13 protein-coding genes are annotated in these 12,505 nt (G+C 66.2%); 7 read left to right on the top strand and 6 right to left on the bottom strand.

Annotation, left to right across the window (positions count from 1 at the left end; translation table 11 throughout):
• Positions 1 to 26: 26 nt before the first annotated feature.
• From CEJ42_RS11820 to CEJ42_RS11790, 7 genes are all read left to right on the top strand, one after another.
• Positions 27 to 938, top strand: coding sequence for a dihydrodipicolinate synthase family protein (locus tag CEJ42_RS11820; RefSeq protein ID WP_079218966.1), 912 nt, complete (start codon positions 27 to 29; stop codon positions 936 to 938).
• A gap of 1 nt (position 939) precedes the next feature.
• The gene (locus CEJ42_RS11815; protein WP_088751200.1) at positions 940 to 1,314 is read left to right on the top strand and encodes a RidA family protein; all 375 of its coding nucleotides are present in this window, start codon (positions 940 to 942) and stop codon (positions 1,312 to 1,314) included.
• On the top strand, positions 1,311 to 1,910 hold the full coding sequence (locus CEJ42_RS11810; RefSeq protein ID WP_088751199.1) for a malonic semialdehyde reductase: 600 nt from the start codon (positions 1,311 to 1,313) through the stop codon (positions 1,908 to 1,910). Before CEJ42_RS11815 ends, CEJ42_RS11810 begins: the two co-directional genes overlap by 4 nt.
• A gap of 239 nt (positions 1,911 to 2,149) precedes the next feature.
• Positions 2,150 to 3,385, top strand: coding sequence for a kynureninase (gene kynU, locus CEJ42_RS11805; protein ID WP_088751198.1), 1,236 nt, complete (start codon positions 2,150 to 2,152; stop codon positions 3,383 to 3,385).
• 143 nt (positions 3,386 to 3,528) lie between these two features.
• Positions 3,529 to 4,563, top strand: coding sequence for a porin (locus CEJ42_RS11800; RefSeq protein ID WP_079218970.1), 1,035 nt, complete (start codon positions 3,529 to 3,531; stop codon positions 4,561 to 4,563).
• A gap of 88 nt (positions 4,564 to 4,651) precedes the next feature.
• Positions 4,652 to 6,358 (top strand): acyl-CoA carboxylase subunit epsilon, encoded by a 1,707-nt coding sequence (locus CEJ42_RS11795; RefSeq protein ID WP_165774423.1) that lies wholly within the window; start codon positions 4,652 to 4,654, stop codon positions 6,356 to 6,358.
• Between the two features lie 219 nt (positions 6,359 to 6,577).
• Positions 6,578 to 6,907 carry a c-type cytochrome gene (locus CEJ42_RS11790; RefSeq protein ID WP_079218972.1) on the top strand — a complete coding sequence of 110 codons (330 nt, stop codon included), beginning with the start codon at positions 6,578 to 6,580 and terminating at the stop codon, positions 6,905 to 6,907.
• A gap of 277 nt (positions 6,908 to 7,184) precedes the next feature.
• Here the strand turns inward: CEJ42_RS11790 and CEJ42_RS11785 are convergent, their stop codons facing one another.
• The 6 genes from CEJ42_RS11785 to dmpG all read right to left on the bottom strand — a co-directional run bounded on the left by CEJ42_RS11785 (position 7,185) and on the right by dmpG (position 12,502).
• Entirely contained in the window at positions 7,185 to 8,582 is a 1,398-nt protein-coding gene (locus CEJ42_RS11785; RefSeq protein WP_088751196.1) for an amino acid permease, read from the bottom strand.
• Positions 8,583 to 8,661: 79 nt separating this feature from the next.
• On the bottom strand, positions 8,662 to 9,669 hold the full coding sequence (locus tag CEJ42_RS11780) for an amidohydrolase family protein (protein WP_217507524.1): 1,008 nt from the start codon (positions 9,667 to 9,669) through the stop codon (positions 8,662 to 8,664).
• On the bottom strand, positions 9,666 to 10,235 hold the full coding sequence (locus tag CEJ42_RS11775) for a 3-hydroxyanthranilate 3,4-dioxygenase (protein ID WP_079218974.1): 570 nt from the start codon (positions 10,233 to 10,235) through the stop codon (positions 9,666 to 9,668). Before CEJ42_RS11775 ends, CEJ42_RS11780 begins: the two co-directional genes overlap by 4 nt.
• 31 nt (positions 10,236 to 10,266) lie before the next feature.
• Complete coding sequence (locus tag CEJ42_RS11770) at positions 10,267 to 10,698, bottom strand: RidA family protein (protein ID WP_088751195.1); 432 nt, start codon at positions 10,696 to 10,698, stop codon at positions 10,267 to 10,269.
• Positions 10,695 to 11,474: a 2-keto-4-pentenoate hydratase gene (locus tag CEJ42_RS11765; RefSeq protein WP_079219376.1), complete on the bottom strand. Its 780-nt coding sequence runs from the start codon at positions 11,472 to 11,474 to the stop codon at positions 10,695 to 10,697. The genes CEJ42_RS11770 and CEJ42_RS11765 overlap by 4 nt, the downstream gene beginning before the upstream one ends.
• A complete protein-coding gene (gene dmpG / locus CEJ42_RS11760; protein WP_088751194.1) occupies positions 11,471 to 12,502 on the bottom strand; it encodes a 4-hydroxy-2-oxovalerate aldolase in 1,032 nt (343 codons plus the stop codon). The genes CEJ42_RS11765 and dmpG overlap by 4 nt, the downstream gene beginning before the upstream one ends.
• Between the last annotated feature and the right edge of the window lie 3 nt (positions 12,503 to 12,505).

The following is a 12,505-nucleotide window of genomic DNA, read 5'->3' as shown; positions in this document are numbered from 1 at the left end:
ACTCCAATCTGAAGGAAGGAAACCAGATGAGCCACCCGCTCTCGGGCGTCTTCGCGCCCGTCGTCACACCATTCAAGGCCGATCTCGGGGTCGACGCCGAGCTGTTCGTGCAGCATTGCCGCTGGCTGCTGGGGCAGGGCGCGGGCCTGGCGATCTTCGGCACCAACAGCGAGGCCAACTCGCTGTCGGTGGCCGAGCGGCGCCAGCTGCTGACCCTGTTGGTCGAAGAAGGCATCGATCCCGCCCGCATGCTGCCCGGAACCGGCTGCTGCGCCATCGACGACACCGTTGCGCTGACGCGCCATGCGGTGGAGGCGGGCTGCGCCGGCGTGTTGATGCTGCCGCCGTTCTACTACAAGGGCGTGTCCGACGACGGCCTGTACCGCTACTACGCCGAGGTGATCGAGCGAGTCGGCTCGCCGCGCCTGAAGCTCTACCTCTATCACATCCCCGCCTTCACCGGCGTGCCCATCACGCTGGGCCTGATCGACCGGCTGGTGCGCGACTTTCCCGACACCGTGGTCGGCATCAAGGACAGCTCGGGCGACTGGGACAACCTGTCGGCGATGCTGGCGGCCTTCCCGGGCTTCGCCATCTTCCCGGCTTCGGAGTCGCTGCTCTCGCGCGCTCGTCCGCTGGGCGCGGCCGGCTGCATCTCGGCCACCGCCAACGTCAACCCGGCGGGCATCGGCCGCCTGTGCGCCGCCTGGGACCAGCCCGGCGCGGCGCAACTGCAGGAGCAGGCCGATGCGGTGCGCAAGACCTTCCAGAAATATCCGATGATCGCCGCGCTCAAGTTCGCCACCGCCCACTACAGCGGCAATCCGGCCTGGTCCACGGTGCGCCCGCCGTTGGGCGCGCTGGGCGCGCAGCAGCAGGGCGAGCTGCTGGCCGAGCTGGAGCGCATCGGCTTCGCCATGCCCGGGCTGGCGCACTGACATGGGCGCGATCAAGCCATTGGGAAAATATCCCGGCGCCCGGCGCGGCGGCGATTACCTGTTCGTCTCCGGCATGAGCGCGCGCATGGCCGACGGCAGCGTGCCCGGCGACGTGCGCGAACAGACGCGCGTGGTCATCGGCAAGATCCGCGACGCGCTGGCCGGCTTCGGCGCCGGGCTGGACGACTGCGTGGCCATCACCAGCTACCTGGTCGACATGCACGACTTCGACGGCTACAACGAGGTCTACAACGCCAGCTTCGCCACGCCGGGACCGGCCCGCACCACGGTCGCGGTGCACCAGCTGCCGCATCCCGACATGCTGGTCGAGCTGACCGCCACCGCCTATAAACCGCAACACGGGGAGAACACATGAGCAGCCAGGACAGCATTGCGCAGGACGCGCTCGATCGCCTCTTTCTGCAGGCGCGCAGCCAGAACGGCTGGCTGCCCAAACCGGTGGACGACGAGCAGCTGCGCCGCCTCTACGACCTGATGAAGATGGCGCCCACCAGCGCCAACTGCTCGCCGGCGCGCATCGTGTTCCTGCGCAGCGCGCGGGCCAAGGAGCGCCTGCGTCCCGCGCTCAGCGCCGGCAACGTCGAGAAGGCCATGAGCGCGCCGGTGGTGGCGGTGATCGGCTACGACACGCAGTTCCATGAACTGTTGCCGCAGCTGTTCCCGCACAACCCCGCGATGCGCGAGCTGTTCGCGGGCAACGCGGCATTGGCGCAGGCCACCGCCGTGCGCAACGGCAGCCTGCAGGGCGCCTACCTGATGCTGGCCGCGCGCGCCATCGGGCTGGATGTGGGGCCGATGTCGGGCTTCGACGCCGAGCAGGTCAATGCCGCCTTCTTCGCCGACGGCCGCTGCCGCGTGAACTTCATCTGCAACCTCGGCTACGGCGATCCGGACAAGCTGTTCCCGCGCAGTCCGCGCCTCGACTTCGACCAGGCCTGCACGCTGCTGTAAGCGCGCCGCGGTCGCGGCCGAATATAAATTAAGGGAATAGCTGGGTTGGAATTATTCATTTTCACTTATCCCGGCGCCGCTCCATACTGAACTGCATATCCATGCAGCGCCGCCTCGCAAAAAGCCGCAGGCAAGAACGCGGCGGCGCGCGGGATGAACACGAGAGCAAGACACGTCGCGCGCACGCCGGCGGTTTTATTGGAATCAGCAAATCAGCCATTCGGCAATCAGGAAAAGACATGACAACGAGACAGGACTGCATCACCCTCGACCAGCAGGATCCATTGGCCGCCTGCCGCGACAAGTTCGCGCTGCCCGCCGGCGAGATCTACCTGGACGGCAATTCCCTGGGCGCGATGCCCAGGCACGTCGTGGCGCGCATGCAGGAAGTGATGGAAAAGGAGTGGGGCCAGGGCCTGATCCGCTCCTGGAACGACGCCGGCTGGATCGACCTGCCCAGGCGCGTGGCCGCCAAGGTGGCGCGCCTGGTGGGCGCGGCGCCCAACGAGCTGATGGTGGGCGACTCCACATCTGTCAACCTGTACAAGGCGCTGGTGGCGGCAGTGCGCCTGCGTCCCGGACGCAAGGTGATCCTGAGCGAGCGCGGCAATTTCCCCACCGACCTCTACATCGCGCAAAGCGTGGCCGAGATGTTCAACCTGGAGATCCGCTACGTCGACTCCACCCCCGAGGACGTGCTGGCGGCGCTGGACGACAGCGTCGCCGTGCTCATGCTGACCCACGTCAACTATCGCAGCGGCCGCATCTATCCGATGCACGAGATCACCAAGCGCGCCCACGACGCGGGCGTGCTGGTGGTGTGGGACCTGGCGCACAGCGCCGGCGCGGTGGAAGTGGCGCTCAACGACGCCAATGTCGACATGGCCGTGGGCTGCGGCTACAAGTACCTCAACGGCGGCCCCGGCGCGCCGGCCTTCGTGTTCGTCGCCGAGCGCCACCACAAGGAGATGCGCCAGCCGCTGTCGGGCTGGCACGGCCACGCCCGCCCGTTCGCGTTCACGCTGGGCTATGAGGCGGCCGGCGGCATCGAGAGCATGCAATGCGGCACGCCGCCGCTGTTGTCGATGCTGGCGCTGGAATCCGCGCTGCAGGTGTTCGACGGCATCGAGATGCGCGTGCTGCGCGCCAAGAGCGTGGCGCTGACCGAACTCTTCATCCGCCTGGTCGACGAGAAGCTGGCGCCCTACGGTTTCGGCCTGGCTTCGCCGCGCGACGCCCAGGTGCGCGGCAGCCAGGTGTCGCTGACGCACGAGCAGGGCTACGCCATCGTGCAGGCGCTGATCGCGCGCGGCATCGTCGGCGATTTCCGCATGCCCGACATCCTGCGCTTCGGCTTCACTCCGCTGTACGTGGGCTATGCAGACGTCTACGACACCGTGCAGGCCATCGCCGAGATCATGCACAGCGGCGAATGGAACCAGGAGAAATTCATCACCAAGAAGGCGGTGACCTGAACAGCGCAGGAACATGCGCCCGCGCCGGCATGGCCGGCGTTACCCAAGTTGTCCCCAATCGCTTCACAGAAAGGGATGGGAATGAACGCTCTCGAGATAGCAATAAATCGTAACGGGTAAAAAAATCCAATCAGGGAGGAGTTGTGAGGAAACTTGAAGGTGTAGTGGTATCCGCGCTGGCGCTGGCTTGCGCAGGAACGGCGGCGCATGCGGCCGACGGCGTGACGATTTCCGGCTTCGTCGATATCAACCTGGAGCGTCTGTCGACGCCCAAGCAGACGTACAACCGCGTCTCCAGCGGCGGCTTGAACGCCTCGCGCCTGGTCTTCAGCGGATCGGAAGACCTGGGCGGCGGCAGCAAGGCCTTTTTCACGCATGAAATGCAGTTCTCCGCCGACACCGGCGCCGGCCCCACGCCGCGCCAGTCCTTCGTCGGGCTGAGCGGTTCCTGGGGCGCGATCTCCATGGGCCGCCAGAACACGCCGTCCTACTGGATCGCCGGCTACGCCGACCCCAGCTGGTCGGCCGACTACAGCATCGTGAGCAACATGCAGTTCTTCTACGCGCCGTACCGCGAGAACAATTCGCTGGCCTACAACACGCCGCGCGTGGGCGGTTTCATGGGGCGCTTCATGGTCACGGCGGGCCAGGAGGACGGTTCCAGCAACGGCCGCTACGTCAGCACCGCGGTCGAGTATCGCGACGGCCCGCTGTTCGCCGGCGCGGTCAGCGACCTGAAGTACAACAAGAACGTGTTCGGCTCCGACATCCGCAGCTCGCGCGACAACTATTTCGCGCTGGCCTATCGTTTCGGCCCGATCGAACCGACCTTCATCTATCACACCTACAACGGCTACTACGCCTATCCGCCGTATGTCGGGTTCCAGACCAGCGGCTGGGATGCCCAGCTGGGCGCGCGCTGGCAGATCACCGACCGCCATCGCGTCTTCGGCAGCTTCGTGGTCAAGAAGGACGACAACAACGTCGCCATCTCCGACGCCAAGGGCATGCTGCTGGGCTACGGCTACAACCTGTCCAAGCGCACCGACCTGTACGCCAACTGGGGACGCATCTGGATGAAGAACAACACCACCGTCGCCTATCCGATGACCTTCAACAGCAGCGCTTCGCCGGCGCCCAACAGCGGTATCCAGCTGGGTATGCGGCACGCGTTCTGACGCAGGTCGGAGCGGGCGGCAAGGGACCGGCGGCAGTCGCCGCCGGTCCTGCAAGTTTCAAGGAGGCCTTTCAATGAAAGCAGGAGTCATGAAAACAAGATTGTTCCAACTCAGCACCGTGGCCGCGCTGGCGGCCGGCGTCTTCGCCATGCAGGCGCAGGCGCAGCAGCCGCGCAGCGGCGTCAACCTCAATGCGCCCGATGCCCCCGCGGCCGGCGCGCAACGCCCGCTGCTGCCGGGCGAGCCGCCTTACCCGGCGCCGGGCAGCTGGGGCTACGACAAGGCCACCGGCAAGTTCAAGAGCCCCGACATGGCGCCCGACGCCTACGGCGCGCACCCGGTCGAAGGCAGCCTGCCTTACCTGGACCTGAACCAGTACGAGAAGAACGTCAAGGTCGAGAACTTCACGCCCTACGTCGCCGGCGCCGGTCACAGCTGGCAGGCCTCGTTCGACTGGAACGGCCGCCGCTACCTGTACGACTACGAGACCTGGATGTACAACCTGTTCGACATCACCGATCCGCATGACGTCAAGGTGGTGCAGCAGAAGACCTTCAACACCCGCGGCGGCGAGCACCAGTTCGGCCCGTTCAACGTCAAGTTCAACAAGAAGCTGAACAAGATGATCGCGGTGCAGTGCTACGAGATCACCCGCTACGGCCTGCTCTCCAACAAGTACACCAAGCCCGACGAGGTCAAGAACGTGCGCCAGCGCCAGATGCTGCGCGGCTTTCGCATCTTCGAGGTGACCAGCCCGATGTGGACCGACTGGAAGCTGCTGTCCGAAACCTCGCTGGATCCCTACCACTCGGCGCAACAGCAGCCGCAGGAAGGCTCGGGCTGCCAGGACGTACCGGTCTACAACGGCGACCAGTACCTGTTCGTGGCCGGCGCGCCGGACGACAGCTTCGCCAACCAGGAATACAAGAACTACCTCTACACCGGCGGCCAGCTGGCCTTCGACGTCTCCGACCCGAGCAACCCCAAGCGCCTGTCGATGTGGTGGGCGCCCGGTTCGCGCCTGGGCGAGGAAGAGGAATACAAGAAGAACCCGCGCGCCGGCAACAAGACCTCGTGGATGGGTTCGCGCATGCCGCTGTTCATTCCCAAGCCGGTCGAGCAGGGCGGCAAGTACGGCTACGCGGCCATGGGCGGCTTCGGCTTCTACGTGATCGACATCTCGGACCCGAAGAACATGAAGCAGGTGGCGCACCTGGACATGCCTGTCAGCGTGACCGGCACCGAGGGCGACAACATCGACGTCTCCAAGGTCGAGTCCACCGGCATGATCTACTACAGCGGTTATCCGATGACCGAGGATTGCTATGAACCGCTGAAGGCGATCTACACCATCGACGTGCGCGATCCGAAGAACCCGAAGATCGTCAACACGCTGCCCACGCCGGTGCCGCCCAAGGACGCGCCGTTCACCGACTTCTGCCAGCGCCGCGGCAGCTTCGGGCCCAAGCGCAGCGGCTACGCGCAGATCCAGCCCGGTACCCCGAGCCCGCGCTACATGCCGTACTCGTACTACAACGCCGGCATGCAGATGTTCGACGTGAAGGATCCGCTGAACCCGACCATCGCGGCCTACTTCGTGCCCAAGATGATCGATCCGGCGCGCCACACCAAGGATGAGCAGACGCAATCGATCCGCGCGCTGCCCAATCCTGTCCACAGCATCTTCGTGGAATGGGACCGCAACCTGGTCTGGGTCTTCTCCAACCACGGCATCTACACGCTGTCGGTGCCGCTCCTGGGCAAGCCGGTGTTCGGCATGCCTGCCAAGAAATAAGCGCGTTCCCCGCGCCAACAAATGGGGCGGGGCGGCATCCATCCGATGGATACCGGCCCGCCGCATGCAGTCCGGATCCCTGACGGGGTCCGGCGATTCAGGAAGTTGTCCTTCTCTTGAGCTTGTGCCGTTCAGCCATCCGGCTGGATGGCACTTTTTTTTGGCGGGGCGGCCCACCGCCGCCGCGCATCCGATTCATTCACCGCAACAGGAACCATCATGAAACTCCATCGCATCGTCCCCTCCTTGTTCACCCTCTCGGCGCTGCTGCTGCCGGCAGCCGGCATGGCCGCATCTTCTTCCGAAGAGAGCTGCCGCGTCTGCCACAAGATCGACAGCAAGCTGGTCGGCCCGGCCTTCATGGACGTGGCGGCCCGCTATGCCAAGGACAAGGACGCCATCGCCAAACTCAAGCGCAGCATGCTCCAGGGCAGCAGCGGCAAATGGGGCGCGGTGGCGATGCCGCCCAACGCCGGCCTGAGCGAAGCCGAAGCCGAGCGCTTCGCGCACTGGATCATGAGCCTGAACAAGCCGGCCGCGAAGAAGTGAAGCGGGCTTGCCCCGGCCACCCGGCCGCCCTGCGGCCGGGCGGACAAGTCAAAAGGAACAAGGCCGGGAAGCAATAGAAGTGACAGAAGTGGAAGATCGCCCGCCCGCCGTCATTTGCAGGCGCCGCGAACGCCGGGCCGGACAGGAAGCGTCAGGTTTTCGAGTCGGCCGGCAGCGTATTGCTCACGCAGGTCGCAGGCGAAAAAAAGAGCCGTGAATCGCTTCACGGCTCTTTCTGTTTGGGCAGGAAATTACACAGGGAAATTACGCAGGGGACTCAGAGCTGCTCGGGCTTGCGATACCAGATGAAGTAGATCACGCTCAGCACCGCCACGAAGGGAATCCCGGTCAGCAGGGTCGCCTTGAACTCGTCGGTGAAGTAGGTGGTGACCATGGTGGCCAGCATCAGTCCCGCGCCCAGCAGCGTCAGCCAGGGGAAGCCGCGCATGCGGAAGGCCAGCGGCGCGCGGCCGGCGCCGTCCCAGCTGCGGCGGAAGCAGTAGTGGGTCACAAAGATCATGAACCAGGTGAACATGGCGCCGAACATCGACACCGACATCATCAGCGAGAACGAGGCCTTGGGGTAGAAGATGCTCAGCGCCGCCGCCACCGCGATGCCGATGCACGACAGCGCCAGCGCGCGCACCGGCACGCCGCGTCCGTTCAGCTTGCCCAGCGCCGGCGAGGCGTAACCGGCGCGCGACAGGCTGAACATCATGCGGGTGGTGATGTAGAGCTGGCTGTTCATCGCCGACAGCGCCGCCACCAGCACCACGAAGTTGATGATGCCCGGGGCGCCGGCGATGTGGATGGCTTCCATCACCAGCACGAAGGGGCTCTTGTCGGTGCCGGCCGCGGTCCACGGCAGGATGGCCAGCATCAGCGCCAGCGTCAGCAGGTAGAACACCACCAGGCGCAGCATCGCGGCGCGAAAGGCGTGGGTGATCGCCTTTTCAGGCTCCTTCGCCTCGCCGGCGGCGACTGCGATCATCTCGATGCTGAGGTAGCTGAAGATCGATACGATCACCGCCACCCAGGTGCCCCAGTAGCCCTTGGGGAAGAAGCCGCCGTGCTCGACGTAGTTGCGCAGGCCGATCTGGCCGCCAGCCGGCGCTCCGTAGACCACATAGGCGCCCACCAGGATGAAGCCGACGATGGCCACGATCTTGACCATCGAGAACCAGTACTCGATCAGGCCGAACACGTTCACGCTCAGCGCGTTGACCCCGATCAGCGCCGCCGAGAACAGCACGATCCACAGCCAGGCCGGCGACTGCGGGAACCAGTACTGCATGTACAGCGCCACGGCCGTCACCTCGGTGCCGACCGCCAGCACGATCGAGGCCCAGTAGGCGTAGCGCACCATGAAGCCGGCCCAGGGCGCGACGTAGTAGCCGGCATACGCGCCGAAGGAGCCGGAAGTGGGATGGGCCACGGTCATCTCGGCCAGGCAGCCCATCAGCAGCAGGGCGATCAGCGCGCCGATGGCGTAGCTGATCAGCACGCTGGGGCCGGCGAAGCCGATGGCGAAACCGCTGCCCATGAAGAGCCCGGTGCCGATGGCGCCGCCGATGGCGATCATGGACATCTGGCTGCTGCTCAGGCGGCGCTGCAGGCCGTGCTCCTGGTCGACGATGTCCTGGAAGTGCTTGGCCGGATTGGCGTTGTCGTGCATGTCATGTCTCCCTTGCGACCGCGGCCGTCCCGTCAGGCGGGCGGCGCGGCGGTCTTGTTGTCGTATTTTTTGCGGCGGCTCAGAGGCCGAAGAAGGCGCGGGCGTTGCCGCCCAGCAGCCGCGCATGGGTGGCGGCGCTGAAGCGCGAGTCGCGGATCAGCTGTCCCACCTGTTGTTCCCCCAGCGGATAGGGATAGTCCGAGCCCAGCATCACGCGCTCCTCGCCCATCACGTCCACAAGCAGTTCCAGCGCGCGGCTGTCGAACACGGCCGAGTCGACGGTGAAGCGATCCACGTAGGACGAGGGCAGGTTGGGGCAGTCCTCGCGGATGATGTCGCGCTCGCGCCAGGCGTTGTCGACCCGGCCCAGCAGGAAGGCGAAACTGCCGCCGCCGTGGGCGAAGCAGATCTTCAGCGAACGCGGCAAGCGTTCGAATGCGCCCGACAGGATCAGCGACAGGATGCCCAGCTGGGTTTCGGCCGGCATGGCCACCAGCCAGGGCAGCATCCACTTCTTCATGCGCTGCTCGCCGCCCATCATGTCCCAGGGGTGCACCAGCAGGGGGATGCCTTCGTGGGCGCAATGGGTCAGGAAGGCCAGCAGCGTGTCGTCGTCCAGGTCCTTGTCGCCCAGGTGGTTGCCGATCTGCACCCCGATGTGGCCGATCTTCATGGCGCGCGAAGCTTCGCCGCAGGCGGCGTCGAGATCCTGCAGCGGCACCTGGGCCAGCGGCTTCAGGCGTTGCGGCGCATGCGCGCACAGCTCCACGGCGTAGTCGTTCATGCGCTGCGCCCACGGCAGGGCCTTGTCCACCGGGTAGCGATAGCCGAACATCACCGGCGTGGCACACATGATCTGCAGGTCGACGCCGCAGGCGTCCATCTCCTCGATGCGGCGCGCGGGATCCCACAGCGCCGAATACACCGGGCGGAACGCCTTGTCGCCGGTCATGATCATGCCGCGTCCGGCGCCGTCGTCGCGCAGCCAGGGCGCATGCGAGGCATCGAGTGCGGCCGCCTCGGCCTGCGTGATCGGTGGGAAGAAGTGCGAGTGGATGTCCACCACTTGCGGTACGGTATTTCTCAAGGCTTGGCCCCTTGCGGTTGGGATTGGTCGGAGGCGGAGGGACGGGCATGGCGGCCGGGGTGGACTACGCCGCAGTGCGGGCACTTGCGCAGGCCGGCGTCGCCGTAGAAGCGCTCGAACAGCGGCGGCAGGTCGGCCACGATGCTCTTGAGCTGCACCTCCACGCGGTACACCAGGTGGTTGCACTGCAGGCAATACCACTCGAAGCCGTCCATCACGCCGGCCGGGCGCTGGCGCTCGATCACCATGCAGCGGCTGTCGGCCTCGGGGCGCTGCGGCGAGTGGCGCACATGCGGCGGCAGCAGGAAGATGTCGCCTTCTTTCAGGTCTACCCGCTCGACCTTGCCGCGGTCCATCACGTTGAGGTAGGCGTTGCCCTTGAACTGGTAGAAGAACTCTTCCAGCGGATCGTCGTGGTAGTCGGTGCGCTGGTTGGGGCCGCCCACCACGGTCACGATGAAGTCGGCGTCCTGCCAGACCTGCTGGTTGCCCACCGGCGGCTTGAGCCGGTCGGCGTGATCGTCCAGCCATTGCTTGAAATTCAATGGCATGCCATAGCTAAACATGCTGTCTCCCGTTTGTCGGTTGTTGTATTGCTTATTGTGGTTTCCAGGCGATCGCCTTGATCTCGATCAGCAGGTGCGGATGGGGCAGCTGGTGCACCGCCACGGTGGTCCGCGTGGGCCCGTCGTAATCGAAATATTCTCCGTACACCTCGTTGTATCCGGCGAAGTCGTTCATGTTAACGAGGAAGCTGGAGATTTCGACGACGTCGGACAGGTCCGCGCCCACACTTTTCAGGATGTCGCGGATGTTGTCGATCACCGCGCGCGTCTGTTCCCGTATGTCGAGAGAGGTGGCGCCCATGGCGTCGGCGCCGGCGCCTGCGATGCTGTTGTCCGGGCGCCGCGAGCTGGTGCCGGAGACGAAGAGGAAATCCCCGGCCCGCTTGACGTGCGGGAACTTCCCGCGCGGCAGGGCCTTGCCCTCGACCAGTTTGGCGATGGCGCCGTCCTGTTTGGTATTCATTGCGCTGCTCCGGTGAAGAATTCGACGCGGCCCAGGCCGCCGATATCGGTGCTCACATGCAGGCCGGGCCGCAAGGCTTCGGCCGCGGTGGCGGCGCCGGCCATGATCAGCGAGCCGGCCGGCAGCACCAGTCCGGACCCGGCCAGCAGGCGCGAGGCCTGCACCACGCTGCGCAGCGGATTGCCGAGGATGGCGCCGGTGCTGCCCAGCTGCACCGGCTGGCCGTCAAAGCGCATCGCCACGCCACGATTGGCCAGCGACGCGAAGTCGCTGGTGAAGGCGCCGACCACCAGGGCGGACGAGGAGCAGTTGTCGGCCACCACGTCTTCCAGCGTGAACTTGAAGTTGCGGTAGCGCGAGTCGATGATTTCCATCGCCGGCGCCGCCGCCTCCAGGTAGCTGCCGGCCTCCAGCAGGGTCAGCGGGCGGTCGATGGGACGGCGCGTCAGGTAGCAGATCTCGGGCTCGACGCGCGGGTGGATGAAATCGCCCAGGTCGACGGCGGCGCCTTCCTCGCGCAGCATGGCGTCGGTCAGCAGGCCCCAGATCAGGCTGTCCACGCCCATCTGTACCATCTTGGCGCGGCTGGTGAAGCCCAGCTTGATGCCGACGGCGCGCTCGCCGCGCGCATGGCGGCGGGCGATGGAGGCGCGCTGGATCAGGTAGGCCTGTTCCAGCGAGAAGGCATGCTGCGGTGTCAGCGGGTCGACTTCCCGGCGTTCGCGCGCGGCATCGTCCAGCCGCGCGGCCAACTGCTCCAGGCTGGCCGGGCTCATGCCGCCACCTGCTTGCGTTGCGCCACCAGGTCCAGCGCGACGTCGACGATCATGTCTTCCTGGCCGCCCACCATCCGGCGCCGGCCCAGTTCCACCAGGATATCGACGGCGGCGATGCCGTAGCGGCGGGAGGCCGCCTCGGCGTGGCGCAGGAAGCTGGAGTACACGCCGGCATAACCCAGCGCCAGCGTCTCGCGGTCCACCCGCACCGGGCGATCCTGCAGCGGACGCACCAGGTCGTCGGCGGCATCCATCAACCTGAACAGATCGGTGCCGTGGCGGTAGCCCAGGCGATCCACCGCGGCGATGAAGACTTCCAGCGGCGCGTTGCCGGCGCCGGCGCCCATGCCGGCCAGCGAGGCGTCGACGCGGTCGCAGCCGTGCTCGACGGCGACGATGGAGTTGGCCACGCCCAGCGACAGGTTGTGGTGGGCGTGCATGCCGGTCTCGGTCTCGGGCCTGAGCACGTCCTTGAAGGCCTTGAAGCGGTCGGCCACGTCGCGCATCGACAGTGCGCCGCCGGAGTCGACCACGTACACGCATTGCGCGCCGTAGGATTCCATCAGCCTGGCCTGCTGCGCCAGCGCCGCCGGCGTGGTCATGTGCGACATCATCAGGAAGCCGACCGTGTCCATGCCCAGCTTGCGGGCGTGCTCGATGTGCTGCCTCGAGATGTCGGCCTCGGTGCAATGGGTGGCCACGCGTACGGTGCGCGCGCCGGCGGCGTAGGCGGCGTCGAGGTCGTGCACGGTGCCGATGCCGGAGATCAGCAGGGTGGCCACGCGCGCATGCTGCAGCACGCCGGCCACGGCCTCGATCCATTCGAGGTCGGTATGGGCGCCGAAGCCGTAGTTGAAGCTGGAGCCGCACAGGCCGTCGCCGTGCGCGACTTCGATGCTGTCGACGCGGGCGGCGTCCAGCGCGCGGGCGATGTCGGCCGCCTGCTGCAGGGAGTAGCGGTGGCCGATGGCGTGCATGCCGTCGCGCAGGGTGACGTCGGAGATGTGGATTTTCTTGTCGGTTTGCATGCT

This window comes from Herbaspirillum robiniae, from assembly GCF_002213415.1.
Classification (GTDB): Bacteria; Pseudomonadota; Gammaproteobacteria; order Burkholderiales; family Burkholderiaceae_D; genus Herbaspirillum; species Herbaspirillum robiniae.
The sequence above is the reverse complement of the archived record's forward strand: the minus strand, read 5'-3'. Positions and strand labels throughout refer to the sequence as shown.

Excerpts from the sequence above, each read along its gene's own strand:
- CEJ42_RS11820 (WP_079218966.1), top strand. The coding sequence starts at position 27 with ATGAGCCACCCGCTCTCGGGCGTCTTCGCGCCCGTCGTCACACCATTC.
- CEJ42_RS11815 (WP_088751200.1), top strand. The coding sequence starts at position 940 with ATGGGCGCGATCAAGCCATTGGGAAAATATCCCGGCGCCCGGCGCGGC.
- CEJ42_RS11810 (WP_088751199.1), top strand. The coding sequence starts at position 1,311 with ATGAGCAGCCAGGACAGCATTGCGCAGGACGCGCTCGATCGCCTCTTT.
- kynU (WP_088751198.1), top strand. The coding sequence starts at position 2,150 with ATGACAACGAGACAGGACTGCATCACCCTCGACCAGCAGGATCCATTG.
- CEJ42_RS11795 (WP_165774423.1), top strand. The coding sequence starts at position 4,652 with ATGAAAACAAGATTGTTCCAACTCAGCACCGTGGCCGCGCTGGCGGCC.
- CEJ42_RS11790 (WP_079218972.1), top strand. The coding sequence starts at position 6,578 with ATGAAACTCCATCGCATCGTCCCCTCCTTGTTCACCCTCTCGGCGCTG.
- CEJ42_RS11785 (WP_088751196.1), bottom strand. The coding sequence starts at position 8,582 with ATGCACGACAACGCCAATCCGGCCAAGCACTTCCAGGACATCGTCGAC.
- CEJ42_RS11775 (WP_079218974.1), bottom strand. The coding sequence starts at position 10,235 with ATGTTTAGCTATGGCATGCCATTGAATTTCAAGCAATGGCTGGACGAT.
- CEJ42_RS11770 (WP_088751195.1), bottom strand. The coding sequence starts at position 10,698 with ATGAATACCAAACAGGACGGCGCCATCGCCAAACTGGTCGAGGGCAAG.
- CEJ42_RS11765 (WP_079219376.1), bottom strand. The coding sequence starts at position 11,474 with ATGAGCCCGGCCAGCCTGGAGCAGTTGGCCGCGCGGCTGGACGATGCC.
- dmpG (WP_088751194.1), bottom strand. The coding sequence starts at position 12,502 with ATGCAAACCGACAAGAAAATCCACATCTCCGACGTCACCCTGCGCGAC.